At 68.7% G+C, this 24,104-nt stretch carries 22 protein-coding genes; 14 read left to right on the top strand and 8 right to left on the bottom strand.

Going from position 1 to position 24,104, the window contains the following annotated elements:
• Positions 1 to 152: 152 nt before the first annotated feature.
• From pheT to hemP, 4 genes are all read right to left on the bottom strand, one after another.
• Positions 153 to 2,573 (bottom strand): phenylalanine--tRNA ligase subunit beta, encoded by a 2,421-nt coding sequence (gene pheT / locus BBX35_RS19925; RefSeq protein WP_067223833.1) that lies wholly within the window; start codon positions 2,571 to 2,573, stop codon positions 153 to 155.
• A 70-nt stretch (positions 2,574 to 2,643) separates the two neighbouring features.
• Entirely contained in the window at positions 2,644 to 3,321 is a 678-nt protein-coding gene (locus BBX35_RS19920) for a phenylalanyl-tRNA synthetase subunit alpha (protein WP_067223830.1), read from the bottom strand.
• Positions 3,318 to 4,400 (bottom strand): phenylalanine--tRNA ligase subunit alpha, encoded by a 1,083-nt coding sequence (gene pheS, locus BBX35_RS19915; protein ID WP_067223827.1) that lies wholly within the window; start codon positions 4,398 to 4,400, stop codon positions 3,318 to 3,320. Before pheS ends, BBX35_RS19920 begins: the two co-directional genes overlap by 4 nt.
• A gap of 503 nt (positions 4,401 to 4,903) precedes the next feature.
• Positions 4,904 to 5,146 (bottom strand): hemin uptake protein HemP, encoded by a 243-nt coding sequence (hemP, locus tag BBX35_RS23485; RefSeq protein WP_067223824.1) that lies wholly within the window; start codon positions 5,144 to 5,146, stop codon positions 4,904 to 4,906.
• A 307-nt stretch (positions 5,147 to 5,453) separates the two neighbouring features.
• On the opposite strand from hemP, the gene BBX35_RS19905 reads away from it, so the two are divergent.
• From BBX35_RS19905 to BBX35_RS19870, 8 genes are all read left to right on the top strand, one after another.
• Complete coding sequence (locus BBX35_RS19905; protein ID WP_067223821.1) at positions 5,454 to 6,758, top strand: DUF2325 domain-containing protein; 1,305 nt, start codon at positions 5,454 to 5,456, stop codon at positions 6,756 to 6,758.
• On the top strand, positions 6,758 to 7,072 hold the full coding sequence (gene hmuQ, locus BBX35_RS19900) for a heme-degrading protein HmuQ (RefSeq protein ID WP_067223818.1): 315 nt from the start codon (positions 6,758 to 6,760) through the stop codon (positions 7,070 to 7,072). Before BBX35_RS19905 ends, hmuQ begins: the two co-directional genes overlap by 1 nt.
• Before the next feature lie 218 nt (positions 7,073 to 7,290).
• Positions 7,291 to 8,394 (top strand): S-methyl-5-thioribose-1-phosphate isomerase, encoded by a 1,104-nt coding sequence (gene mtnA / locus BBX35_RS19895; protein WP_067223816.1) that lies wholly within the window; start codon positions 7,291 to 7,293, stop codon positions 8,392 to 8,394.
• Positions 8,395 to 8,777: 383 nt separating this feature from the next.
• The gene (locus BBX35_RS23720; protein ID WP_171901496.1) at positions 8,778 to 9,548 is read left to right on the top strand and encodes a hypothetical protein; all 771 of its coding nucleotides are present in this window, start codon (positions 8,778 to 8,780) and stop codon (positions 9,546 to 9,548) included.
• Between the two features lie 2 nt (positions 9,549 to 9,550).
• Positions 9,551 to 10,648, top strand: coding sequence for an aKG-HExxH-type peptide beta-hydroxylase (locus BBX35_RS19885; protein WP_067223811.1), 1,098 nt, complete (start codon positions 9,551 to 9,553; stop codon positions 10,646 to 10,648).
• Positions 10,641 to 11,855: a SagB family peptide dehydrogenase gene (locus tag BBX35_RS19880; RefSeq protein ID WP_083206459.1), complete on the top strand. Its 1,215-nt coding sequence runs from the start codon at positions 10,641 to 10,643 to the stop codon at positions 11,853 to 11,855. Before BBX35_RS19885 ends, BBX35_RS19880 begins: the two co-directional genes overlap by 8 nt.
• Positions 11,852 to 12,529 carry a JmjC domain-containing protein gene (locus BBX35_RS19875; RefSeq protein WP_067223806.1) on the top strand — a complete coding sequence of 226 codons (678 nt, stop codon included), beginning with the start codon at positions 11,852 to 11,854 and terminating at the stop codon, positions 12,527 to 12,529. The genes BBX35_RS19880 and BBX35_RS19875 overlap by 4 nt, the downstream gene beginning before the upstream one ends.
• Before the next feature lie 117 nt (positions 12,530 to 12,646).
• A complete protein-coding gene (locus tag BBX35_RS19870) occupies positions 12,647 to 13,696 on the top strand; it encodes a dipeptidase (RefSeq protein WP_067223803.1) in 1,050 nt (349 codons plus the stop codon).
• A gap of 7 nt (positions 13,697 to 13,703) precedes the next feature.
• Here BBX35_RS19870 and BBX35_RS19865 read toward each other — a convergent pair whose 3' ends face one another.
• On the bottom strand, positions 13,704 to 13,994 hold the full coding sequence (locus BBX35_RS19865) for a hypothetical protein (RefSeq protein WP_067223802.1): 291 nt from the start codon (positions 13,992 to 13,994) through the stop codon (positions 13,704 to 13,706).
• 242 nt (positions 13,995 to 14,236) lie between these two features.
• Here BBX35_RS19865 and BBX35_RS19860 point away from each other — a divergent pair, with 242 nt between their 5' ends.
• Positions 14,237 to 15,055, top strand: a complete 819-nt coding sequence (locus tag BBX35_RS19860) for a potassium channel family protein (protein ID WP_067223799.1) — start codon at positions 14,237 to 14,239, stop codon at positions 15,053 to 15,055.
• A 12-nt stretch (positions 15,056 to 15,067) separates the two neighbouring features.
• Here the strand turns inward: BBX35_RS19860 and BBX35_RS19855 are convergent, their stop codons facing one another.
• On the bottom strand, positions 15,068 to 15,838 hold the full coding sequence (locus BBX35_RS19855; RefSeq protein ID WP_067223797.1) for a sterol desaturase family protein: 771 nt from the start codon (positions 15,836 to 15,838) through the stop codon (positions 15,068 to 15,070).
• 363 nt (positions 15,839 to 16,201) lie between these two features.
• On the opposite strand from BBX35_RS19855, the gene BBX35_RS19850 reads away from it, so the two are divergent.
• The 4 genes from BBX35_RS19850 (at position 16,202) to BBX35_RS19840 (ending at position 19,772) form a co-directional block, all read left to right on the top strand.
• The gene (locus BBX35_RS19850) at positions 16,202 to 17,608 is read left to right on the top strand and encodes a cytochrome ubiquinol oxidase subunit I (protein WP_067223794.1); all 1,407 of its coding nucleotides are present in this window, start codon (positions 16,202 to 16,204) and stop codon (positions 17,606 to 17,608) included.
• A 4-nt stretch (positions 17,609 to 17,612) separates the two neighbouring features.
• Positions 17,613 to 18,620 (top strand): cytochrome d ubiquinol oxidase subunit II, encoded by a 1,008-nt coding sequence (cydB, locus tag BBX35_RS19845; RefSeq protein ID WP_067223791.1) that lies wholly within the window; start codon positions 17,613 to 17,615, stop codon positions 18,618 to 18,620.
• Positions 18,620 to 18,742 carry a DUF2474 family protein gene (locus tag BBX35_RS23255; protein WP_088946124.1) on the top strand — a complete coding sequence of 41 codons (123 nt, stop codon included), beginning with the start codon at positions 18,620 to 18,622 and terminating at the stop codon, positions 18,740 to 18,742. Before cydB ends, BBX35_RS23255 begins: the two co-directional genes overlap by 1 nt.
• A gap of 172 nt (positions 18,743 to 18,914) precedes the next feature.
• Positions 18,915 to 19,772 (top strand): CE1 family esterase, encoded by an 858-nt coding sequence (locus BBX35_RS19840; RefSeq protein ID WP_083206458.1) that lies wholly within the window; start codon positions 18,915 to 18,917, stop codon positions 19,770 to 19,772.
• Between the two features lie 25 nt (positions 19,773 to 19,797).
• On the opposite strand, the gene BBX35_RS19835 is transcribed toward BBX35_RS19840, so the two are convergent.
• On the bottom strand, positions 19,798 to 21,066 hold the full coding sequence (locus tag BBX35_RS19835) for an OpgC family protein (protein ID WP_083206480.1): 1,269 nt from the start codon (positions 21,064 to 21,066) through the stop codon (positions 19,798 to 19,800).
• Positions 21,067 to 21,211: 145 nt separating this feature from the next.
• Positions 21,212 to 22,594 carry a tetratricopeptide repeat protein gene (locus BBX35_RS19830; RefSeq protein ID WP_067223789.1) on the bottom strand — a complete coding sequence of 461 codons (1,383 nt, stop codon included), beginning with the start codon at positions 22,592 to 22,594 and terminating at the stop codon, positions 21,212 to 21,214.
• Positions 22,595 to 22,867: 273 nt separating this feature from the next.
• Here BBX35_RS19830 and BBX35_RS19825 point away from each other — a divergent pair, with 273 nt between their 5' ends.
• Positions 22,868 to 24,028, top strand: coding sequence for a YeeE/YedE family protein (locus BBX35_RS19825; protein ID WP_067223786.1), 1,161 nt, complete (start codon positions 22,868 to 22,870; stop codon positions 24,026 to 24,028).
• Positions 24,029 to 24,104: the final 76 nt, after the last annotated feature.

Here is a 24,104-nt window from a genome sequence, read left to right as displayed (position 1 = left end):
CATGACCCTTTCCGATCTGCGCAGTCTGCACCGCGCATAGCCCCCTTGTCCGCAAGGATGGCGGGCAAGGAGACGACGCGCAAGTCCTGTGCTTACCGCCGCCCGGTCGTCCTTGCGGACAAGGGCGGCGGCGCAAGACTCAATCTCGGCCGTCAGCCGCGCAGGGTGCCGCCGGTCGCCTTTTCCACCGCGGCACGGATCTTGGCGCCGACCGCGTCGATCTCCTCCTCGGTGAGGGTGCGCTCGCGCGGCTGCAGCGTCACGTCGATGGCCAGCGACTTGTAGCCCTCGGCAACGCCGGCACCGCGATAGACGTCGAACAACGTGACATCGCTGATCAAGGTCTTTTCGGCGCCGCGCGCGGCCTTGAGCAGCCGGTCGGCGGTGACCGCCTCCTCCACCACGAAGGCGAAGTCGCGGCGCACCGGCATCAGGTCGGAGGCGGCGAAGGCGCCCTTCGAGCGGCTCGACTTGCCCTTGGGCAGCGGCACCGCGTCGAGATAGACCTCGAACACGGCGAGACGGCCGTCGAGATCGAAGGCCCGCGCGATGCGCGGATGCAGCTCGCCGAAGCGGGCCAGCACCGTCTTGGGCCCGAGACGCAGCTCGCCCGAGCGGCCCGGATGCAGCCAGGGCGCGCTTTCGGAGAAGACCATCAGCTTGTCGACCGGCGCGCCGATGGCGGCAAGAACCGCCTCGGCATCGGCACGGGCGTCGAACACGCCGACCTGCGGCGCATTGCCGGCCCAGTGGCGGTCGGCACCGGTCATCACCGCGGTGCCGCGGCGAATGCCGGCGGCCACCATCGACTGGCCCTGCGGCGTGTCGTCGGCGAAGACCTGGCCGACCTCGAACAGGGCGACGTCCGGATAGCCGCGATCGGCATTGCGCTGCGCCGCCGTGGCCAGACCCGGCACGAGGCTGGGGCGCATGTCCGACATGTCGGCGGAGATCGGGTTGGCGAGACGCAGCACGGGCGAGCCGCCGCCGAAGGCCTCGGCCTGGTCCTGAGGGATGAACGACCAGGTGACCGCTTCCTTCATGCCGCGCACGGCGAGCGCGCGGCGCGCCTGCGAGCGGCGGACCTGCGCCGGCGTTAGCATCTGGCGGGCGACGGTGGCGCCGCGCGGCAGCGGCGTCGAGGCGACCGAATCGAGGCCGACGATGCGCACGACCTCCTCGACAAGGTCGGCCTTGCCGTGGACATCCGGGCGCCAGGACGGCGGGGCGACGCGCACGGTGTCTCCCGTGCCCGTGACCCAGAAGCCGAGACGGGTGAGCACGCCCTTGATCTCGGCATCGGCGAGCTTGAGACCGGAGAGGCGCTTCACCTCTGCGTAAGGGAACTCGATGCTGCGGTCCGTCTCCGGCACCTCGCCGGCGAGCTTCACCTCGCTCGGCGTGCCGCCGCACAGGTCCATGACCAGGCGGGTGGCAAGCTCGAGGCCCGGTACGCAGAAGGCGGGATCGACGCCGCGCTCGAAGCGGTAGCGGGCATCGGTGTTGATGCCGAGCCGGCGGCCGGTGCGGGCGATGTTGGTCTCGTCCCACAGGGCCGATTCGATCAGCACATCGGTGGTCTCGTCGGTGCAGCCGGACAGCTCGCCGCCCATGATGCCGGCGAGAGATTCCAAGCCGTTGTCGTCGGCGATGACGCAGATGCCGTCGTCCACCTTGTAGGTGCGGCCGTCGAGCGCCAGCAGCTCCTCGCCCTCGCGGCCGCGCCGCACGACGAGGTCGCCCTTGACCTTGGCCGCGTCGAAGACGTGCAGCGGGCGGCCCCGGTCGAAGGTGATGTAGTTGGTGATGTCGACCAGCGCGTTGATCGGGCGCAGGCCGATGGCGCGCAGGCGCTTCTGCATCCATTCCGGCGAGGGGCCGTTCTTGACGCCGCCCACCAGGCGCAGGGCGAAGGCCGGGCAGAGCGGGGGCGTGTCACCGAACTCCAACCGCACGTCGACCGGGCACGGGCCCTCGCCCGGGATCTGGGCCGGGCGGTTTTCCTTCAGCTTGCCGAGGCCGACGGCCGCGAGGTCGCGGGCGATGCCGGCAACGCCGGTGCAGTCCGGGCGGTTCGGCGTCAGGCCGATCTCGATGACCGGATCGTCGAGGCCGACATAGGCGGCGTAGGAGGTGCCGACCGGCGCGTCCTCGGGCAGATCGATGATGCCGTCATGGGCTTCCGACAGCTCCAGCTCGCGCTCGGAGCACATCATGCCGAAGCTCTCGACGTCGCGGATCTTGCCGACGGACAGGGTCACGTCGATGCCGGGCACATAGTCGCCCGGACGGGCGAGCACGCCGACGAGGCCGGTGCGGGCATTGGGCGCGCCGCAGACGATCTGCAGCGGCGCCTTGCCGTCGCCGGCATCGACGGTGAGCACGCGCAGGCGGTCGGCATTGGGGTGCTGGCGGGCCTCCAGCACCTTGGCGATGGTGAAGGGCTTGAGGCGGTCGGCCGGGTTGGCGACATCCTCGACCTCCAGGCCGACGCGGGTCAGCGCCTCGACGATCTCGTCGAGGGTGGCGTCGGTCTCCAGGTGTTCCTTCAGCCAGGACAGGGTGAACTTCATGGTCTTGCGTCTCTTCGAATGTCTTGGCGGGACCGGCGCGGCGGGGCTCCGCGCGCCGGTGCGTGTCGCGTCAGTTCTGCGGCGTGAAGCGATCCAGGTCCGGGACGATGGAGGCGGCGCCGTAATTGTTGGCGAAGCGGATGCCGATCTCGTGCAGGCGGTCGGTCCAGCGATGGATCGTCGCCTCGTCGATGCCGCGCCCGGTGGCGATGGCGTGGGAGGCCTCGACCTCCACCTGGTCGCGCAAGAGGCCGAGCTCGAGCATCGCCGCATCCTCGGCCCGGTACTTGTCGAGCCAGCCGAGCGTCAGGATCGCCACCATCACCAGCACGGCGGCGGCCGAGGCGACCGACGACCACTTGGCGATGCCGGAAATGCGGCGCTCGGAGGTGACCAGCACCATGGTCGCGATCGACAGGAAGGCGACGATGGCAACGGCGGTGAGGAAGCTCTCGTAATTGCTCTCCGCGTTCACTTCCTGGCTGGCGCGCAAGGTGGTGATGCGGTCACGCAGATAAAGCACGGTGTCGGCCTGGGGGCCGAGCGCCTCGCGGAAATAGTCGTCGCAGTAGCGCAGCCGACCGCGCTCCTGCGACTTGCCGGCGCAGGCCTCGACGAAGGAGACCGGCTGCGCCGTCTGGGCCGAAGCGGTGAGCGGTGCCGCAAGACCCTGGACCAGCACGGCGAGCGCCAGCAGCGGCAACACAAGCGCACGCAGGCGCGAGACAACAGAAGAACGGGCGATCATCGCGACAGGCCTCCGAACAGGGTCGGCAGGTCGAGCGGGCGGAAGCCGTAATGCTCGATCCAGCGGACATCCGCGTCGAAGAAGGCGCGCAGGTCCGGCATGCCGTATTTCAGCATGGCGATGCGGTCGATGCCCATGCCCCAGGCGAAGCCCTGGTAGACGTCGGGATCGAGGCCGCAATTGCGGATGACATTGGGATGGACCATGCCGCAGCCGAGGATTTCCAGCCAGTCGTTGCCCTCGCCGATCTTCACCTCGTTGCCCGAGCGGTCGCAGCCGATATCGACCTCCATCGACGGCTCGGTGAAGGGGAAGTAGGACGGGCGGAAGCGCATGCGCACCTCGTCGACCTCGAAGAAGGCCTTGCAGAACTCCTCCAGCACCCATTTCAGGTGGCCGATATGGCTGCCCTTGTCGATGACGAGGCCCTCGACCTGGTGGAACATCGGCGTGTGGGTCTGGTCGCTGTCGCAGCGATAGGTGCGGCCCGGGATGATCACCCGGATCGGCGGCTCCTGCGACATCATCGTGCGGATCTGCACCGGCGAGGTGTGGGTGCGCAGCAGCATGCGCTCGCCGTCCGCCTTCTCGGGCAGGAAGAACGTGTCGTGCATCTCGCGCGCCGGATGGTCGGGCGGGAAGTTCAGCTGGGTGAAGTTGAGGTGGTCGGTCTCGATGTCCGGGCCTTCGGCGATGGAAAAGCCCATGTCGGCGAAGATCGCGGTGAGCTCGTCGATCACCTGGCTGACCGGGTGGATGCGCCCGGTCTCGGCCGGAGCGGGACGCAGCGGCAGGGTGACGTCGACGCGCTCGGTCTCCAGGCGCGCGTCGAGCGCGGCGTCCTGCAGCAGCTGGCGGCGGGCGGCCAGCGCATCGGTGACCCGGGTCTTGAGGCCGTTGATCGCCGGGCCCATCTCGCGCCGCTCGTCCGGCGACAGGGAGCCCAGGGTCTTCAGCTTCTCGGACACGGACCCTTTCTTGCCGAGGGCGGCGATGCGCACCTCTTCCAGCTCGGCCTCGTTCGACGCGGACGCGATGGCCGCGAGGATCGCAGTTTCAAGGGATTGCAGTTCGGACATGGCACCGTCGTGACTGGCGGCGCGCGGCCGGCATGCCGGCGCGGCACGTGTGAAGGGAGTTCGGGGGTCTTTTACCAGACTTTCCGCCGCTTTCCAGCGGCAGGACAAAGACCGGCAGAATGGCCGGGCGCGGGAGAAAGCCCGGAAGGCTCAGCGCGGGAACCGCCTAAATCGACCGCAGGCCGGGCCCTGGTGCATCAGGCGGGACTGCAGGATGCGGGACCGCGCGGCAAGAAGACGCTCGCCCGGCAACAGGTCGCGGCCGGCCGATGAAGGCCGGCACGTCGGTGCCGCGCAAAGGACGGCCGGAGTGAAACCGAGAGCCACGTCTGGTCCTGCCGGGTTGCCGTTCGAAGGCTCTTTCCTTCGCAGATCGGCGGGCGGAAGGCAAGCACCGGAAGCGCACCGAGGCACGCTTCCGGCGCCGGCTCCAGCAGCCTTGCAGCTCTCGCGGGGGAGGCTCGCGGCAGGAGACGGGAGGGCAGGACGGGCCCGCCGCAGACTTATTTGGTCAGCAGCAGCTTTTCGAAGCGGGTGATCGACAGCCGGTAGACCATGTCCTTGTGACGGATATGGACCTCGCGGGCGCCCTGGAACAGGGCGGAGCTGTCGAGTTCCAGCGGTTCCTGCGAGACTTTCGCCGTTTTCGGCAGCGTCAGGGTGCGCTGCTGGGTGCGTGGCCGGCGGTATCCGGCGGCCTGGGCCTGATTGGAGGCCTGAGAGGCGGGGTTCGCAGACTGGGACATGATCGACTTGCTCCTTCGATCGCTTGGGCCCTTGAGCAAGTGGCCGAAAACTCCGGTTTCTTCGCTCGCGGTTTGGAATAGCTCTAAACTTGCGAACCGTTCGCAAGAATATTCTTGACTGAAATACTCATGTTTTATAGGAAAGGCAATGTCCGTTTCGCCTCTCGCTGTGCCCGGAGACGGCAGACGGAGATCCAAGCGCCAGCCAGCACCCCGTCCACTCCCTCGACGGCCAGCAAGCCACGCTCTTGACCAGCCGAATCGTGACCAAGCGTTTTCAACCTGTTTCGGGAAGGGGCACGGCTCCATGTGCGCCAGGGATGACAAGCTGCGAAAGGCGATCGAGGATGCGGTCGCCGCGCATTCGGGACGCGCTCCGCTCGCCTGCGAGGAGATCGGGGGCGATGGCCAGGCCGCACGCAGGCGCATCGCGCTGTGGGAGCAGGCCGACAGCGTCCACTGTTCCATCGTCGGCACCTGCGCCAGCGTCGCCGACCTGCGCCGGATCGCCAAAAAGACCGGCATCGAGGTTTCCCCCGACACGCCCGACTACGACGTGCACGGCCATTTCGTGCGCCTGTCGACCACCGACTGCGCCTTCTCCCGCGCCTTCCAGAAACTGCTCGACGGCCGCTTCGAGGGCGCGCTGCGCCGGGTCGGGCGGGCGCGCAACGCGGCCGAGCTGGAAGCCCTGTGGCGCGACATGTGCGACCGGGGCCAGGTGGGGCCGGCCTATTGGGCGTTCATGACGCACCAGCATGTGCCGGGTCCCTTGCGCGCGCGCATCTTCGGCGAGGTGCACATGTGGTCGCATCTGGCCGGCGCCTCGTTCCGCCAGAAGAACGAGGAGGCGGCGACCCTGCGCGACCAGCTGCAGGAGGCCGAGGACCGGGCGCGGCGCGTGGAAAGCGGGCTGCGCGAGGCATTGGCCCAGCGCGACCGGGAGCTGATCGAGCTGCGCGCGGCGCTGGCCAAGCTGAAGGCCGGACGCGCGGCGGACGAGGCGCGCCAGCCCGAGACGGCCGAGACCGCACCGGATGCCGCCTCCCTGCGCCGCCGGCTCGACAAGGCGGGACGCGCCCTGCAATCGGCGCGGGTGCGCGCAAGGCAGGCGGAAGCGCGGCTGCGCGAGATCGGCGAGGACGCGCCGCGCCCCGCGCCGCAGCAGGCCGCCCGCCAGGGCACGGCGCAACCGGCGCGGCCGAGTGCCCCTCGGGCGATCCGCATGCCCGCGGAGGCGGAGGCGCCAGCCAGGCCGAAGGCGATCCTCTATGTCGGCGGCATGCACGGCCACCGCGACCGGCTGCGCGGCATCGCCGAAGCGTTCAACACCACATTCGTCCATCACGACGGCGGGGTGGAGGACGCACCGCAGCGCCTCGACCACCTGCTGCCGTCCGTCGATTGCGTCTTCTGCCCGGTCAATTGCGTCAGCCATGACGCCTGCCTGCGGGCCAAGAAGATCTGCCAGAAGCTCAACAAGCCTTTCGTGCCGCTGCGCAGCACAGGCCAGACCGCGTTCCGCAAGGCCCTGCAGGACCTTGTCGGCGAGCGGTCGGCGGCACAGTTTGCCCTGCAGGGGCCAGCGTCAGAAGAGGGAGAAACTATCTGATGTACATTGCCATGAACCGCTTTCGCGTGAAGTCCGGCAACGAGGAGGCCTTCGAGGAGGTGTGGCGCAACCGCGACCGGCACCTCGGCACGATGGACGGCTTCGTCGAGTTCCACCTGTTGAAGGGGCCGGACCGCGAGGACCATACGCTCTATGCCTCGCACACGATCTGGCGGGACAAGGACGCGTTCCTCGCCTGGACCAAGAGCCAGGCCTTCCGCGATGCCCACAAGGGCGCGGGCGACAACAAGCCGCTCTATCTCGGCCATCCGGAATTCGAGGGGTTCGAGACGATACTGGCCGAGAAGGCCTGACGAAGACGGTTCGCAGGCGCGAGCCGAGAGGTCTGTTCGGGGCAGGTTCCGCAAGGCGCCTGCCCCGTTTCTTTTCCCCGCCCCTCGACCGTCGCTCGTCCCGCTGCGGGTGGCAAAGCGCTGCGAAAGATGCTTTAGCTCCCCGCAAGAAAGACGGTCGGAAGGCGGGCGCCCCCTGCCCGGCCCTTCTCCACCTGGCCCATCGAAACGGAGATGTCATGAAGATCGACGGCGTTGCCCACCGCTCCATCTGGCCGGCAGAGCATGGCCGGTCGGTGCACATCATCGACCAGACGCAGCTGCCGCACCGCTTCGTCACGACCGAACTGGCGACGCCGGAGGAGGCCGCGACGGCGATCCGCGACATGTGGGTGCGCGGCGCGCCGCTGATCGGCGCCACCGCCGCCTATGGCCTGGCCATGGCGCTGGCGCGCGATCCCTCCGATGCGGGCCTGGCGCAGGCTGCCGCCATGCTGGCCGCGACCCGTCCGACGGCGATCAACCTGCGCTGGGCGCTGGATGCGGTGACCGCGAGCGTGGCGCCGCTGCCCGAAGAGCAGCGCGCGGCCGCGGCCTGGGCCAAGGCGGGCGAGATCTGCGACGAGGATGTGGAGGTCAACCACGCCATCGGCCAGCACGGGCTGTCCTTGATCCGCGAGATCGCCGCGCGCAAGAGCGGGGGTGAACCGGTGAACATCCTGACCCATTGCAATGCCGGGTGGCTGGCGACCGTCGACTGGGGCACGGCGACCTCGCCGATCTACCAGGCGCACGATGCCGGCATTCCCGTGCATGTGTGGGTGGACGAGACCCGGCCGCGCAACCAGGGCGCCGGGCTGACCGCATGGGAACTGGGCCGGCACGGGGTGTCGCACCGGCTGGTGGTCGACAATGCCGGCGGCCACCTGATGCAGCACGGGCTGGTCGACATGGTGATCGTCGGCACCGACCGCACCACGGCGACGGGCGATGTGTGCAACAAGATCGGCACCTATTTGAAGGCGCTCGCGGCCCATGACAACGGCGTGCCGTTCCATGTCGCCCTGCCCTCCTCGACCATCGACTGGACCGTTCGCGACGGCCTGCGCGAGATCCCCATCGAGGAGCGCTCGGGCCGCGAGGTGACGCATCTGACCGGCCTGACGGAAGACGGTCGCAGCGAGACCATCGCCATCACGCCGCCGACGACACAGGCGACCAACCCGGCCTTCGACGTGACGCCGGCGCGGCTGGTCACCAGCCTGATCACCGAGCGCGGCATCTGCGCGGCGAGCGCGCAAGGTCTCGCGAGCCTCTTCCCGGAGCGCCGCGCCGCCTCCTGACGGCGCGGCCGCTCTCCATACCCGGCGACAGATAACCGAACCTGCGATGGCGGGCGGCGACCCACGGGTCCCGCCCCAAGCGGGCCCATGCGCATTTTGACGCAAGGTCACTTCTATTTATATTTGAAACTGCACCCTTCAGGATTCAAATCTCTCCAAAATTTCAAGTTCGATATCGTTAAATTTCGCAATCAACTTCGGCTATGCATGAGGCCTAGCGAAATTTTTCGCGAAGATTCATCAATCGAATCATGGAATTGAAATCACCTTCGGAAAACTTGCTTGTTTGGATGAAGAATCCGCGTTCTTGACGGGAAAATCACATGCTATGATTGTGCCGTAAGGAAATTTTCTATCAATGATATGAAGTGGAGAAGGTTGTCATGAACAAGCAAGCTCTCGTGCAGTTGCTCGCCGCGGCCGTTGCGGATCCGCGCATCGCGGCCTTGATGCAGGAATCCCCCGAGGCGGCCGCCCAGCTGGCCGGCATTTCCCTGACCGACGACGACAAGGGTGCAGCGCAGGCGATCAACGCACCGGCCCTGCAGGCCGTGTCCGACTTCAGCGCCAAGCTGAACGCGGTTCTCGACCAGCAGCAGCAACAGACGGGCAGCCGCGGCCTCGATGCGCTCGCCGCGATCCTCGATCAGCAGCAACAGCAGGGAGGCCGTGCCAAGCTGGAGAACCTCGCCGCCCTGCTCGACCAGCAGCAGCAAAGGACCGGCAGCCGCGGCCTCGATGCGCTCGCCGCGATCCTCGACCAGCAGCAACAGCAGGGGGGCCGCGCCAAGCTGGAGAACCTTGCCGCCCTGCTCGATCAGCAGCAGCAACAGACCGGAAGCCGCAGCCTCGATGCGCTCGCCGCGATCCTCGATCAGCAGCAACAGCAGGGGGGCCGCGCCAAGCTGGAGAACCTCGCCGCCCTGCTCGACCAGCAGCAGCAGCAGACCGGAAGCCGCGGCCTCGATGCGCTCGCCGCGATCCTCGATCAGCAGCAGCAGGGGGGCCGCGCCAAGCTGGAGAACCTTGCCGCCCTGCTCGATCAGCAGCAGCAGCAGACCGGCAGCCGCGGCCTCGACGCGCTTGCCGCGATCCTCGATCAGCAGCAGCAAGGCAGGACGCTGGGTTCGGGTCCGCTCTCCGGCCGGAGGTAAGCATGTACGGACAGTCGACCAAGGCCCTGAGGTCCGCGTTCCATCCGGACGCGGACCCGGAGAGCCTGCAGGCGCTGCGCGAGGCGTTCCTTGCCTCGCGCCGCGACTACAGCACGCGCACGCTGGCCATGTGCGCGGAAATGGCCCCGGACGAGACCCGCAAGGCGATCGGCAACGGGCTGCGCGACGTGCTGCGCGCCGCCCCGGACGGAGAGGACGCGCTCTATATCGACCCCGTGTTCTCGACCTGGGTGCATTTCTTCAACCGCGCGGTGAGCCGGCGCAACGAGGACGAGGTGCGCTTCCACTGCGCACGGCTGGACGAGGTGATCGGCCGGGTGAAGCAGCGGCTTTCGGGCCGCGAGCCGCTCTATATCGCCGGCACGCAGATCGCCGTGCAGCAGGAAGATGTCGATCCCTACATCATGGCGGCGACGCCTCCCTCCTACGACTTCGCCGGCCAGAAGGCGGGGACGCCGGAGCAGACCGGACCCGGACACCCGCTGGCGCTGCAGCAGGAGCTGCTCGGCATTGCCATGGACAATATCGGCGAGGCCTGGCCGGAACTGCGGGCGCAGATCGAGGACGTGGTGCAGATCGTCGGCTACCTGCCCGATGCCAGCTTCCGCAGCTGCTCGGCCGCCCGCTATGCCGGGGTGATCTATCTCGGCAACATGGACGAGCGGCTGCTGGACGTGGAGGAATCCATCGTCCACGAGGCGGGCCACCAGGTGCTCTACCGGGTCGGCGAGCTGGTGGAGCTGGTCAAGCCCGGCACGTCGCAGAAGGCGGATTTCACCCTGCCCTGGTCCGGCTCCAGGCGCGACCTGTTCGGCTTCCTGCACGCCTTCTACATCTACACGCTGCTGACCAAGTATTTCTGGCACCGGGCGGCGGTGAACGAGCGGGAACGCCGCGACTGCGTGCGCCGGGCCGCCCTGATCCAGATCGGCAACCGGCGGGCCATCCCGATGCTGCTGCAGGCCTCCGACCTCAGCGCCCAGGGCCGCCAGCTGGTGGAGGTGCTGGCCGAGGACATGACCCGGCTGGAGGCCGAGCTGGAAGCGGCTCTCGACGAGGCTCCGCCCCGCAATGGCTGAGGCACGGGACACGGGCGCCGTCCCGCCCCCCGGCGACGGGGGGACGGGGCGGGTGCCGGAGGTGCGGCTGGCCGAGACGGCGCTGGTCGCACTCGACGAGGACCGCATCCTCATCGCCAATCCGCAGACCGGCGCCCACGGCTTCTGGCCGCGGGCGCAGGAGGACCGGCTGAACCGCTATCTCGACTGGCGCAGGCTGCCCGACATCCTCGCCACCGCCGTGGAGGATGCCCCCGCAACGGCCGGCGAAAGCGATGACGGGGTGAACGGCGAGCTGGAGACGCTGGCCGAGCTGATCCGCATCGGGGCGCTGGACGAGCGCAGCCGGGACCTGTGCGGCGAGCGGCTGCCGGCGCCCGGCCCCGCCTGGGAACCGGCGATGCGCTTTCTCGCGGCAACGCGCACCCTGCGCGACACGATCTTCGCCTTGCCCGAGGCGTATAACGCGCTGCTGGCGGAAAAGGCGCGGCTGCACCGCCAGCCCTCGGCCTATTACGAGCGGGTGGGCGCGAAGGTGCTGCCATTGTCCGACCCGACCGCCGGGCGCAAGGGACGGGCGGTGCGCTTCGAGGACGTGCTGCTGCGCCGGCGCACCGCGCGGCGCTTCGCCGAGACGCCGATGAGCGAGGCGCAGCTCTCGGCCCTGCTCTATTACAGCTGGGGCGAGACCGGCAGCGTGCCCAATCCGCTGGGCGACGTGTTCCTGCGCAAGACCTCGCCGAGCGGCGGCTCGCTGCATCCGGTCGAGGTCTATGCGGCGGTGATGAACGTGGAAGGGATCGAGCCGGGGCTCTATCACTATAGCGTCCGCCGCCATGCGCTGGAGGAGATCCGGCTGGAGGATCCGCGCGCATGGATCTCCGCCGCCAGCGGCGACCAGGAGTGGGTGGCGGAAGCGGGGGTGGTGTTCCTGTGCACCGCGTTCCTGCCGCGCACGGCGTGGAAGTACAACTATTCAAGGGTCGCGCGGGCGGTCATCGCCGAGATCGGCTACACGGGCCAGTCCGCCTTCCTGACCGCCACCTGGCTCGGGCTCGGCGCCTTCACCACCATGGCGCTGCGCGACGAGATCTGGGAGGAGAAGCTCGGCCTCGACCCGGAGCGCGAACCGGTGCTCTCGATCACCGGCGCCGGCCAGCTCGAGACCGAGCTGAAGGACCATGCCCGCCCGCGCAAGGAGAGCGCGCCGGGCGTGGACCGTTCGTGAACGCGCCCGCCGCCCCGCTGCCGGCGGACGTGCCGGTCGCCATGGGCCGCAACCCGGCGGTGCTGACGGCCCCGGCCGACGAAATGGTGCTGCGGGCGCTGGCGGGCAGCCCCGGCAAGCTGGTCTACCGGGACGCGCAGGGACGCCACTGCGAGGAGCATCTGGGCATCGGCCTGCGCCCAGCCGGGCGGCGCGGCACCTATTGCTTCATGAACCTGGAGGCGGTGGTGCCGGAGTTGCCCGCCCGGCTCGCTCCGGCGGGAATCGAGGCGCGGGCGATCGACCGGGTCAATCTCTACATCTCGCCGCCGGGCGCCGGCACGCCGCTGCATTTCGACGCGCGCACGGTGATCGTGGTGCAGCTGTCGGGCCGCAAGCTGTGGCAGGTGGCCGGCGAGCCGGCGCTCGCCGATCCGCGCCGCAACGTGGTGGCGGACGAGGCGGCCGGCGCGGCCGAGCACGAGGGCCAGCCGCTGGTGCTGCCTGAGGAGATGCGCTTTGCCCAGCTGGAGCCCGGCGACTGGCTGCTGGTGCCGGCGGGAACCTGGCACGGCACCTATTCGGCGGGCGGCTCGGTCTCCGCGACGCTGGCCTTCGGCGAAGGGACACGGCCGGATCTGGCGCGGCTGACGGATCACCGCCCCCCGCCGCGCGGCCAGCGGCTCATCTGCTGAGCGGGCGAGGCCCCTTGCGCCGCGGGCAAGGGGCGGCGACACTGGCGGCAACGGCCCGGGCAAGGTCCCGGGCCTGTCAGCCCGCCCCGCACGCCCCTCTCCCAGGACCGCATCCGAATGAGCCAGATCCCCGTCTTCGACGGCCATAACGACACGCTGCTCAAGCTGGAGCTCGGCGCCGGCACGCCGCGCGAACGCTCGTTCTTCGACCGCGCGGCGCGCGATCACATCGACCTGCCGCGCGCCCGCAAGGGACGCTTCGCCGGCGGGCTCTTCGCTATCTACGTTCCCTCGCAGCTGGGGGACGCGCTGAAGGTGCGCTACGACCCGGACGATCCGGCGAACTTCGCCGAAGTCGCCCAGCCGGACGCGCTCGCCTTCACGCTGCGCATGTTCGCCCGGGCGCTGCGGCTGGAGCGCGAGAGCGCCGGCGAGGTGCGGATCTGCCGGACTGCCGCCGAGATCCGTGCGGCGATGGCGGACGGAAAGCTCGCTATGGTGATGCATGTGGAAGGCGCGGAGGCGATCGACGCCGACATGACCGCGCTGGAGGTGCTGCACGCCGCCGGCCTGCGCTCGCTCGGCCCGGTGTGGAGCCGGCCGAACATCTTCGGCGACGGGGTGCCGATGGCCTGCCCCTCTTCGCCCGACACGGGGCCGGGCCTGACGGATGCGGGCAAGGAGCTGGTGCGCGCCTGCAACCGACTGAAGATCATGGTCGACCTGTCGCACCTGACCGAGAAGGGCTTCTGGGATGTCGCTGCGCTCAGCGACCGGCCGCTCGTCGCCTCCCATTCCAACGCCCATGCGGTGTGCCCCTCGGCCCGCAACCTGACCGACCGGCAGCTCGACGCCATCGCCGAAAGCCGCGGCCTGGCCGGGCTCAACTTCCACGTCGCCTTCCTGCGGCCGGACGGGGCCAACATCTCCGACACGCCGCTGGAGGTGATGGTGCGGCACACGGACCACATGCTGTCGCGGCTCGGCGAGGACGGGGTGGCGCTGGGGTCGGATTTCGACGGCTGCATGGTGCCGCGCGCCGTCGGCGACGTGGCCGGCCTGCCGGTGCTGCTGCAGGCCTTCCGCGAGGCGGGTTACGGCGAGGAGCTGATCGAGAAGATCGCCTGGAAGAACTGGCTGTCGGTGCTGGAGCGGACTTGGAACTGAGGGGCGGCTACTCGGCGGCGAGCGGGCTTTCGGCGGCGATGCGCTCTTCCAGATATTGCGCGATGCTGGTGGCGACCGCATGCAGGCGGCGCAGCTCCGCCTCGCGCCGGGTGGCGGCCAGCACCTCGCACGGGCTGCCGCTGCGCGCGCCGTTGCCGAAGCGTCCCGTCCCGCGCACGATGAAACGATAGGCCGCGCCGTCCGGGGATTTCGGCGTGTGCAGGATGTCGCCGACATGCTGCTCGGCAAAGCGCAGGCTGTCGTTCAAGGTCGGCAGGGACTGGACAAAAGCAGACATGACGCTCCCCGGGAAATACCCTGCGGCAGGTTGGCCCCGCCGCTGCTGAAATGGTTAACAAAACCTTGCGCCGATTCGCATCGGAGTCCAAAGATTCAATCTCGCGGGCGGATGTGTAGAATCCCTTATGCGGTTTTTGCGTGCAGGTTTCGAAGCGGCCCGCGGCAGGATCGTGGGATGGCGGCGGCGGGAAGCGGCGCGCGCGATTGACCGCGCCGGAAAGCGCTGCGCATGATCGCGCCATGACCGCCGAGACACGCCCCGAGGCCGAACCGCAGGACCCGCCCTTCACCCGTTTCCGCTCTGCCGTGCGCCGGCTCTATTTCGGCAGCTCGGCCCGCTCGCGCTACTGGCGGATGGGGCTTCTGGTCTTCGATTTCCTCGCCATCTCCTATTTCTTCGCCTCGATCCTGTTCGGCCTCAACGGGACGGACCACCGGCTCGACTACGTGATCGGCGCGGTGATGCTGGCCGACTACCTGCTGCGGCTGGCCGCCGCCAGCCGGCCGTTCAAGGCGATGATCAGCTTCATGGCGCTGGCCGATGCGGTGGTGATCGCCTCGCTGTTCGCCAGCGCGGTCGTCGAGGGACTGGCCCTGCTCCTGGTGGTGCGGATGCTGCGGCTGCTGCGCTCCTATCACCTGATCCGCGAGTTGCAGGGGCACATGCCGTTCTTCCGCCGCAACGAACAGGTGATCCAGGCGCTGGTCAACCTGACGGTGTTCATCTTCGTCGTCTCGGCGGCGGTGCATGTGCTGGAAAAGGGCCGCAACCCCGGCATCGATACGTTTCTCGATGCGCTCTATTTCACGGTGACGACGCTGACCACGACCGGGTTCGGCGACATCATCATGACCGACGCATACGGGCGGCTGCTGACCATCCTGATCATGATCGTCGGCGTCGGACTGTTCCTCAGGCTGGTCCAGACGATCTTCCGGCCGCTGAAGGTGGCGCACAAATGCCCGGAATGCGGCCTGAGCCGGCACGATCCGGACGCCGTCCACTGCAAGCATTGCGGCATTTCGCTCAACATCCCGACCGAGGGCGACTGGCGCTGACCCCGGCGGGCGTCAGGCGGCGCCGCCCGGCCCTTCGCGCAAGGGATGCTCCATCTCCTCGACCTTGCGGTCGTAGGACGGGTGCAGCGTGCCCATCGCCCGGTCCCAGACCGAGAAGGTGTTGCTGAAATTGCAGCGGAAATTCGAGTGATGCAGGTCGTGGAAGGTGGTGCAGACCAGCGGCCAGGGCCGCCGCGCGCCCGGCGATGCGACATATTCATAACCGCAATGGCCGATCACGCCGCTGCCCTGGTCGTAGATCTTGTGCAGGATCAGGACGAGCGGCGGGATCGGCAGCAGCAGCGGGGCCACCAGGAAATAGGCCTGCTCTGCCGCCGTACCGAGGAAACCGTCGGAATTGTTGGCCCAGGGCGTCGGCGTGACCGAGCGGTGGTGCAGGGCGTGGAAACGGAACAGCGCCCTGGTGTGCATCGCCCGGTGGAACCAGTAGAACCAGGTGTCGTAGGCAATGGCGGACACCAAGGACCAGCCGAGGAAGGAGAGCAGCGTCAGCTCTCCCGGCTGGAACAGCGCATAGCCGTTCGCCTGCAGCCAGAGACCGCCGGCGACATATCCGGCGACCCAGACGAGGGCGAGGAGGCTCTGGCGGATTTCGGCGGCAGCCCGGTCGGAACGCCGGACCTTCTGGATGCGCGCCTCGGGATGGCGGCGGTTCGCGGCGACCAGGGCCAGTCCGAATCCCAGATAGAGCAGCACGAGCACGACATAGGCCGCGGCCCAGACCGCAAGGAAACCAGGCCAACCGGAGGGAAGCGGTATCATGAGGCCCCTGTCGCAGATTTGCGTAGCGGCAACCTAGCCGTTTCGACGAGGGGCGGAAAGGGCGCAAGGGCCTGCGAAACACCTGAAATCCGGTCTTTCTCGCCAAGACGCGCAAGTTCCGCGCGTGTTGCGACATTCCGCGCATCCTGACCGTGCCGGGAGCCCGGGAAAGGCCGGAACCGGTCATTTCCGCCCGCGGGGGTTGCCACACGCCAAGGGTCGGGCTTCAATCGGTCGCATGGTCAAGTCCCGGTACGCGCGCAAGTTTCCGGACCGAGGACCCCGCCTGCCCGTCCCGCGGGCGGGAACCGGCGGAGCAAGCAAGGGTCGCGGCGGCCCGGCCAGACCCGCGAAGGAGCCAGTATGATGGACTTTTCCGCAATCGACCTGGCGCGCTTCCAGTTCGCGTTCACCGTGTCGTTCCACATCATCTTCCCGTCCTTCACCATCGGCCTTGCAAGCTATCTGATGGTGCTGGAAGGCCTGTGGCTGGCGACCCGGCGCGAGGTCTACCTGCAGCTCTTCAAATACTGGCTGAAGATCTTCGCCGTCGCCTTCGGCATGGGCGTCGTCTCCGGCATCGTGATGACCTACCAGTTCGGCACCAACTGGTCGGTGTTCTCCGACAAGACGGGCCCCGTGCTCGGCCCGCTGATGGGCTACGAGGTGCTGTCCGCCTTCTTCCTGGAGGCCGGCTTCCTCGGCATCATGCTGTTCGGACTCAACCGGGTGGGGCCGCGGCTGCATTTCATGGCGACCGCGATGGTCGCCTTCGGCACCGCGCTGTCGGGCTTCTGGATCCTGTCGGTGAACAGCTGGATGCAGACGCCGGCCGGCTACGCGATCAACGAGGCCGGCCAGTTCATCCCCGAAAACTGGTTCGAGATCGTCTTCAACCCCTCCTTCCCCTATCGCCTCGTCCACATGATGCTGGCCGCCTATCTGACCACCGCCTTCGTCGTCGGTGCGGTCGGCGCCTGGCACCTCCTGAAGGAGCGCGGCAACGAGGGCGCCAAGGTGATGCTGTCGATGGCGATGTGGATGGCCGCGCTCGTCACGCCGGTGCAGATCATGGCCGGCGACATGCACGGGCTGAACACGCTGGAGCACCAGCCGGCCAAGATCGCTGCGATGGAGGGCCATTTCGAGGGCGAGAACGGCGCGCCACTGATCCTGTTCGGCATCCCCGACATGGACGCGGCCGAGACGCATTACCGGATCGAGGTGCCCAAGCTCGGCAGCCTGATCCTGACGCATTCGCTCGACGGGCGGGTGCCGGGGTTGAAGGACTTCCCGCGCGAGGACTGGCCGAATGCCTCGATCGTCTTCTTCTCCTTCCGCGTGATGGTGGGCATCGGCTTCCTGATGCTGGGCATCGGCGTGTGGAGCCTTTACCTGCGCTGGCGAGGAACGCTCGCCGAGACGCCGCTGTTCCACCGGGCCGTGCTGCTGATGGGGCCGACCGGCTTCATCGCCGTGCTGGCCGGCTGGATCACCACCGAGGTCGGCCGCCAGCCCTACACGGTCTACGGATTGCTGCGCACCAGCGACAGCATCTCGCCGGTCGACGCACCGGCGGTGGCGACCTCGCTGGTGATCTTCATCGTGGTCTATTTCATCGTCTTCGGCATCGGCACCGGCTACATCCTGAAAGCCATGGGCAAGCGGCCGGGCGGCGATGCGCAGGGGCCGGAAAAGGGCGAGCCGACCCGCGCGGCCGGCGTGACGCCCGCCCCCGCCTATGCAGACGAACCCAAGCCGGCGGAGTAGAGCCATGATCTTCGACCTCGCCCTGATCTGGGCCCTGCTGATCGCCACCGCCGTGTTTCTCTATGTGGTGCTGGACGGCTTCGACCTCGGCCTCGGGATCCTGTTTCCCACCGCCCGCTCCAAGGCCGAGCGCGACGTGATGATGAATTCCGTCGCCCCGGTGTGGGACGGCAACGAGACCTGGCTGGTGCTGGGCGGCGGCGGGCTCTATGCCGTCTTCCCGCTGGCCTATGCGGTGCTGATGCCCGCGCTCTACGTGCCGATCATGGCGATGCTGTTCGGCCTGATCTTCCGCGGCGTCGTCTTCGAGTTCCGCTTCAAGGCGCCGGCGCACCGGCAATGGGTGTGGGACGTCGCCTTCTTCCTCGGCTCGCTGACCGCCGCGCTGGCGCAGGGTATCGCGCTCGGCGCCATCATCCAGGGCATCGAGGTGGAGGGGCGCGCCTATGCCGGCGGCTGGCTCGACTGGCTGACGCCGTTCTCGCTGCTGACCGGCCTTGCCGTCGTGATCGGCTATGCGCTGCTCGGCGCCACCTGGCTGGTGTGGAAATGCGAAGGGCCGATGCAGGAGCATTTCCGCGAGAAGGCGACGGTGCTCGGCGCCTTGCTGCTGGCGATGATCGCCGTGGTCAGCCTGTGGACGCCGGCCCTGCATCCGCAGTTCGCCGCGCGCTGGTTCGAGTTCCCGCAGCTCTTCTACACCGCGCCAGTGCCGCTCTTCGTGGTCGCGCTTGCCGTGCTGCTGTTCTCCAGCCTGCGCTCGACCCGCGACGGGCTGCCGTTCCTGGCGAGCCTGGGGCTGTTCCTGGTCACCTTCGTCGGGCTCGGCGTCAGCCTGTTCCCCTATGTGGTGCCGACCTCGATCACCATCTGGCAGGCGGCAGCACCCGACAGCTCGCTGGAGTTCCTGCTGGTCGGCGCGGCGGTGCTGATCCCGATGATCCTCGCCTATACAGGCTACGCCTACTGGGTGTTCCGCGGCAAGGTGCGACCCGACGAGGGCTATCACTGATGACGCGGGACGGATCCGAGCGGCCGCTCTACCAGCGGCTCGCCTGGTTCGCCGGGCTGTGGCTGGCGGGCGTGGCGACGCTGTTCGTGATCGCCAGCCTCATCCGCTGGGCGATCCTCTAGTCGCGCTTGCGCTGCCGGGCGGGACATATCCCGAACTCGCCGCAGCAGGTCGGGCGGCGACCTTCACCAAAGCGTGAGGGGAACCGCGCAGGACACGCTTGCCGGGAAACGGCGGACGGGCCCATGCTGGAGCCCCGATCCGTCATGCATTCCGCTTTCCCGGGAGCTGCCGATGTCCTGTCCCGCGTCTTTCGCCCGCACCCTGCCCCCGCTTGCCGCCGCTGCGCTGGCCGGCCTGCTGCTTTCAGCCCCGCCCGCCGCGGCCGCCGGCATCGGCCCGGGCTGCGGCGTCGAGACGCCCTGCGCCATTGCAGGCGGCGAATACCGCATCCGCCTGCCGCAAGGGGGCGCGCCGAAGGGGGCGATCATCTTCCTGCACGGATGGAGCGGCACGGCCGAGGCGGAGATGCGCAACGTCGCCTGGGCGCGGCTCGCCGAGCGGCTGGGCGTCGCCTTCATCGCCCCGCAGGGAGCGGGCGGCACGTGGTCCTATCCCGGCGCGCCGCGGCAGCTGCGCGACGAGTTCGCCTTCTTCCGGGCGCTGGCCGCCGATCTGAAGGACCGTTTCGGCATTTCCGGCGAGAAGACAGTGCTGACCGGCTTCTCGATGGGCGGATCGATGACCTGGAACATCGCCTGCCGCGAGGGCGAGCTCTTCGCCGGCTATGTGGCGGTGGCAGGCGCGTTCTGGGACCCGGTGCCGGAAGCCTGCCCCTCGCCGGTGCCGATGCTGGTGCATGTGCACGGCACGGCCGACAAGACGGTACCGCTGGAAGGACGGGCGATCGGCGAGCACTGGCGGCAGTCGGACGTCGCCAAGAGCCTTGCCCTGTGGCAGCGGAAGGCGGGCGTTGCGCCCGACTTCCCGAAAGACGCGCCGGCGCAGGGCCTCGCCTGCCAGATGCAGGAGGCCGGCAACGGCCGGGGCCTGCTGGAAATGTGCCTGCACTCGGGCGGGCACAGCATCCGTGCCGAATGGGTCGAAGAGGGCTGGCAGCTGATCGCGCAGCGGCGCGGCTGGGCGGGCTGACGCGTCCCGCCCTGCCGGTGCGATTTCAGCTCGTCGTCAGGGCCGGCTGCGCCGCTCGGGCGGCGGGGCTGCGCTCGGACCTTGCCGAGCCGCCGTCCGACGCCTTGGGACCCGGCCCGGACTTGCCGGCCGGCGGACGGCGCCAGGGCTGCTTCTTGTACCAGGAAACGAGATAGGCGACGGCGATCAGGCCGGCGAAGCCTGCGGTGTTGGCCAGGAACTCGGCCAGCGGGTCGCCGCGACCCCAGGCCATGTCGCGCAGGATGCCGATGGCCTGGGCCAGCACGAGGCTCGCGAGGAACACGGCGAGCGACTGCTGGCCGACCTTGCGCACCACATCGACGAAGCGGCCCCAGAGATTGTCCGCAAGAAGGCGCGCGCCGCCGTTGCCGACCGCGACCCAGGCGAGATAGGCCAGCGCCAGGAAGTGCAGGTAGCGGAAGACGCCAAAGGTGGTCTTGTCCCACAGCGGCGTCATGGCATCGCGGGCCGCAAGGAGCGCGGGAACCTCATTGTAGGCGACGTGCCAGGCGAAGGGCACGGAGGCCAGCACGACGACCACCGACAGGGCGATGAGCCCGCCCGAGACCGGCGGGGCCGGGATCCAGCCGCGCATGAAGGCGAAGCCGGTGAAGAAGACGAGCTGCCAGGCGAAGGGATTGAAGAACCACGGCCGGCCGGACCAGGGCTCGGCCGGCAGGTTGAGAAGCCCCTGCCCCGCGGCCAGCCATAGGCCGGCCATGAGTGCGAAAGTCGCCCATTTGGACAGGCGCGCGGCGGCCAGCATCACCGGCATCAGGGCCAGAATGACGATGTACATCGGCAGGATGTCGAAATAGTTCGGCACATAGGTGAGCGTCAGCAGGCCGGGCAGCGTCTCGCCCGTCTGCTCGAAGAAGGGCCACAGGTTGAGCGAGGCGACATAGTCCTCGGTCAAGCCGCAGCAGTCGGACAGATAGCCGCTTTGCTGGATCCACACGAGGCCGGCGGCGATGACCAAGAACTGGCAGACATGGGCGAAATAGACCTGCCAGATCCGGTGGCCGGTGCGCGCCACGCCCATCAGCCAGCCGTGCTGGTCGAAGACCTTGCCGAAGGCGAGCGCCGAGGCCATGCCCGAACAGAAGACGAAGATCTCAGTCGCATCGGAGAAGCCGAAGCGGGCGGGGATCCACAGCGTCCAGGTGTTGCCCGGCAGATGCGCGACGAAGATGATGAACATGCCGAGGCCGCGAAAGAAATCGAGCCTGGGATCGCGCGGACGCGGGGGGCTAAGGGCCGGCGAGACATGCATGTTCACGAGCAGACGATCCTCTTCCTGCCGCCGGCGAGCCTGCCGGCGGGGCGGGTTCTTTCACCCGCCGATCATGGCCCAATAAGGGCAGAACAACGCCAGGCATGCCTGCCTGCACCAATTTCACGCGGGCGGGCCGTGCCGCTCAGGCGGGAATGGCCCGCAAGGCCTCGTCCTGCATGAGCCGCGTCGCCCGGCGCATCCGCTCGGCCCGCTCGAAGCGAACTTCCGCGAAACGGTCGAGCCCGCCACGAAGGGTAACGCGCTCGCGCAGCAACCGTTCCGCATCGAGGCACAAACCGGCGCGCAAGGCCGCCTCGATGGCCAGCCGCTCGAACACGTCGCGCTGCGCGTGGCTGCCGCCGACGCGGAAGAGCTGCGGGCGGGCGCGGTCGAGATAGCGGAAGGCGGAGAAGTAGTTGCCGCGCGCCCAGGCCTCGAGGCCGAGCACGGCGGGCATGCCGGCGGCAGCGGCGATGCGGCCCATGTCGGTCTCCTCCCCGGCATGGGCGCCCATCGAGGCGATCATCGCGTCGGCGGCCTCGCGCCGGTCGCCGCCTTCCAGCGACAGCATGTAGTGGAGGTCGGCGAAGATGTTGCAGCGGTCGTCGACCCGCGCCTCGGCAAGGCGGGCGAGCTCGTCCCAGCGGCCGCCGACATTGACGCCCTCGATCTCCAGCCGCACCAACAGCGAGGCGGCGTTTGAGATGTCGCGATAGTCGTCCGTGCGCTCGGCGCGGATCTCCTCGTCGTAGAGCTCCAGCACGCGGGAGATGTCGCCGCGCTCCAGATACATCAGCGCCAGATGCCACCAGACGTGGAAGCGGAAGTTGTTGCAGTGGGAGAAGGCGGCGGTGTTGGTCTCGAGCCAGGCGCGCCCCTCCTCCACCCGCGCCGTCATGTCGTAGACATGGGCAACCGCATGCAGGCCCCAGGCATCGTCCGGCGCAAGGGCGACGGCCTCCCGGCCGAGACGCTCGGCAAGCGCGTAGTCGCCCGTCTCCTCCAGCGCGAAGGCCCGGCAGCCGAGGAAATAGCCGCGCTCGGGGTGATCCGCATCGAAGGCCCGTTCGACGCCTTCCAGCGAGCGGCGCATGCCGGCAGCATCGCCCAGCACGAAGCGAAGGGCATGAACGAGCTTCATCAGGAGCGCGTCGGCCGGGTGATCGGCAAGGGCCGCGTCCAGCCGGTTCGCCGCGCGGGAGGGATGGCCGGCGAGCCAGTCGGCGAGCGCATCGACCACGGCCGCCTCGCGCGGGCTGACCCCGACGGCGGCAGAGGCGGCGCGCGCACGCGCAAGATCCTCGGCGGCGACGGCGACCAGCTCGCGCCGGCCGAGCAGCATGCAGAAGAGCCCGTGCGTGGCGTGGCAGAGCGCGAAATCGGGGGCAAGGCGCAGCGTCTCGGCGACGAGATCCGGCGTTGCGCGGCCATGGGCGAGAAAGGCGCGCACCGCACCGCGCCAGGGCTTCAGCGCGCCGGCATCTGACAGGGTGAGCGGGTAGCCATAGGCGTCGGTGATCGTCATCTGGTCGCATCCTGCCGGCGGCCCTGCAGCCGCCTGCCGCAGACCGGCGACACGAGCCGGCAGCGGGCATGGGTTCTTCAGCCCCTGAAGTTTCCCGCCCGGCCCGATGACAAGCAAAACACAAAAGCTTGCGGCCGGCGTGTACTCCGCCCCCACGAGCAAGAGACATATCTTCCAAAGAAGGCGAAACGGCGGAACTCGATTTGCGCGTATCGGCGCTGCCGCGAAACGCAGTACCTTTCGCAAACGCCCGCGCTCGCGCTAGATGAGACCATGACAAGCCTCGCCCAAACCCTTTCCGGACCCAACCGCAACGTGCTGGCGATTTCGCTCGCCGGCCTTGCGACCGTTGCGGTCCTTGCCGCCAACACCGGCGGTTGGCGGCTCGGTGCCGCAGTCGTGATCGGCGGCTTCGCCGGTCTTGCGCTCTATCACGCCAGCTTCGGCTTCACCGCCGCATGGCGCCGGCTGGTGACGGAAAAGCGCGGCGGCGGATTGCGTGCCCAGTTCCTGCTGATCCTGCTGACCTCGGCCGTCTCCTTCCCGCTGATCGCCTGGGGCGCCTCCTTCGGCATGCCGACGGGCGGTTTCGTGTTTCCCTTCGGCATTGCCGCTGCCATCGGCGCCTTCGCCTTCGGCGTCGGCATGCAGCTGGGCGGCGGCTGCGCCTCCGGCACGCTGTTCACCGCAGGCGGCGGCTCGACCAGGATGATGGTGACGCTGGCGGCCTTCATCGCCGGCTCGGTCGCTGCGACCCCGCACATGCACCTGTGGGGCCAGCTGCCCAAGCTGCCGGCGGTGTCGCTGGTGAGCGAGTTCGGACCGCTCGGCGCCTATGCCGCGACCGCCGCCGTCTTGGCGCTGATCGCGCTGTGGAGCGTGCGGATGGAAAAGCGCGCGCATGGCAGCCTGGCCGAACCGCGCGCCACCGTCTCTTACCTGACCGGCCCCTGGTCGCTGGTGGCCGGAGCCGTTGCCATCGCGCTGGTCGGCATCGCCACATTCATCGTGCTCGGCCGTCCCTGGGGCATCACCTCCGGCTTTGCGCTGTGGGGCGCCAAGATCCTGCAGGGCGTCGGCGTGACCGTCACCGACTGGCCGTACTGGCAGTGGCAGAAGGGCGCGCTGGAGGCCTCGGTCTTCGCCGATGCGACCTCGGTGATGAATTTCGGCATCATCTTCGGCGCCATGGCGGCGGCAGCGCTCGCCAGCAAATACGCGCCGGTGTGGAAGCTGTCGGGCCGCGACCTTGCGACCGCTATCCTCGGCGGCCTGCTGATGGGCTACGGCGCAAGGCTCGCCTATGGCTGCAACATCGGCGCCTATCTCGGCGGCATCGCCTCCGGCTCGCTGCACGGCTGGCTGTGGCTGGTCTTCGGCTTCATGGGAAGCCTTGTCGGCACGCGGCTGCGGCTGAAGCTCGGCATGGGCTGAAGCAGCCGACAGGCACCAAAGACAGGAAAGCCGGGACGCGGAAACGCATCCCGGCTTTTTGCGTTTCAGGCAAGGC

Source organism: Stappia indica (assembly GCF_001696535.1).
Classification (GTDB): domain Bacteria; phylum Pseudomonadota; class Alphaproteobacteria; order Rhizobiales; family Stappiaceae; genus Stappia; species Stappia indica.
This window is presented reverse-complemented; position numbering and strand designations above follow the sequence as displayed.

Excerpts from the sequence above, each read along its gene's own strand:
- hmuQ (WP_067223818.1), top strand. The coding sequence starts at position 6,758 with ATGTACATTGCCATGAACCGCTTTCGCGTGAAGTCCGGCAACGAGGAG.
- BBX35_RS19905 (WP_067223821.1), top strand. The coding sequence starts at position 5,454 with ATGTGCGCCAGGGATGACAAGCTGCGAAAGGCGATCGAGGATGCGGTC.
- BBX35_RS19870 (WP_067223803.1), top strand. The coding sequence starts at position 12,647 with ATGAGCCAGATCCCCGTCTTCGACGGCCATAACGACACGCTGCTCAAG.
- BBX35_RS19830 (WP_067223789.1), bottom strand. The coding sequence starts at position 22,594 with ATGACGATCACCGACGCCTATGGCTACCCGCTCACCCTGTCAGATGCC.
- BBX35_RS19860 (WP_067223799.1), top strand. The coding sequence starts at position 14,237 with ATGACCGCCGAGACACGCCCCGAGGCCGAACCGCAGGACCCGCCCTTC.
- BBX35_RS19880 (WP_083206459.1), top strand. The coding sequence starts at position 10,641 with ATGGCTGAGGCACGGGACACGGGCGCCGTCCCGCCCCCCGGCGACGGG.
- hemP (WP_067223824.1), bottom strand. The coding sequence starts at position 5,146 with ATGTCCCAGTCTGCGAACCCCGCCTCTCAGGCCTCCAATCAGGCCCAG.
- BBX35_RS19825 (WP_067223786.1), top strand. The coding sequence starts at position 22,868 with ATGACAAGCCTCGCCCAAACCCTTTCCGGACCCAACCGCAACGTGCTG.
- BBX35_RS19885 (WP_067223811.1), top strand. The coding sequence starts at position 9,551 with ATGTACGGACAGTCGACCAAGGCCCTGAGGTCCGCGTTCCATCCGGAC.
- BBX35_RS23720 (WP_171901496.1), top strand. The coding sequence starts at position 8,778 with ATGAACAAGCAAGCTCTCGTGCAGTTGCTCGCCGCGGCCGTTGCGGAT.
- cydB (WP_067223791.1), top strand. The coding sequence starts at position 17,613 with ATGATCTTCGACCTCGCCCTGATCTGGGCCCTGCTGATCGCCACCGCC.
- BBX35_RS19855 (WP_067223797.1), bottom strand. The coding sequence starts at position 15,838 with ATGATACCGCTTCCCTCCGGTTGGCCTGGTTTCCTTGCGGTCTGGGCC.
- BBX35_RS19920 (WP_067223830.1), bottom strand. The coding sequence starts at position 3,321 with ATGATCGCCCGTTCTTCTGTTGTCTCGCGCCTGCGTGCGCTTGTGTTG.
- BBX35_RS19835 (WP_083206480.1), bottom strand. The coding sequence starts at position 21,066 with ATGCATGTCTCGCCGGCCCTTAGCCCCCCGCGTCCGCGCGATCCCAGG.
- BBX35_RS19850 (WP_067223794.1), top strand. The coding sequence starts at position 16,202 with ATGATGGACTTTTCCGCAATCGACCTGGCGCGCTTCCAGTTCGCGTTC.
- pheT (WP_067223833.1), bottom strand. The coding sequence starts at position 2,573 with ATGAAGTTCACCCTGTCCTGGCTGAAGGAACACCTGGAGACCGACGCC.
- BBX35_RS23255 (WP_088946124.1), top strand. The coding sequence starts at position 18,620 with ATGACGCGGGACGGATCCGAGCGGCCGCTCTACCAGCGGCTCGCCTGG.
- BBX35_RS19865 (WP_067223802.1), bottom strand. The coding sequence starts at position 13,994 with ATGTCTGCTTTTGTCCAGTCCCTGCCGACCTTGAACGACAGCCTGCGC.
- mtnA (WP_067223816.1), top strand. The coding sequence starts at position 7,291 with ATGAAGATCGACGGCGTTGCCCACCGCTCCATCTGGCCGGCAGAGCAT.
- BBX35_RS19840 (WP_083206458.1), top strand. The coding sequence starts at position 18,915 with ATGTCCTGTCCCGCGTCTTTCGCCCGCACCCTGCCCCCGCTTGCCGCC.
- pheS (WP_067223827.1), bottom strand. The coding sequence starts at position 4,400 with ATGTCCGAACTGCAATCCCTTGAAACTGCGATCCTCGCGGCCATCGCG.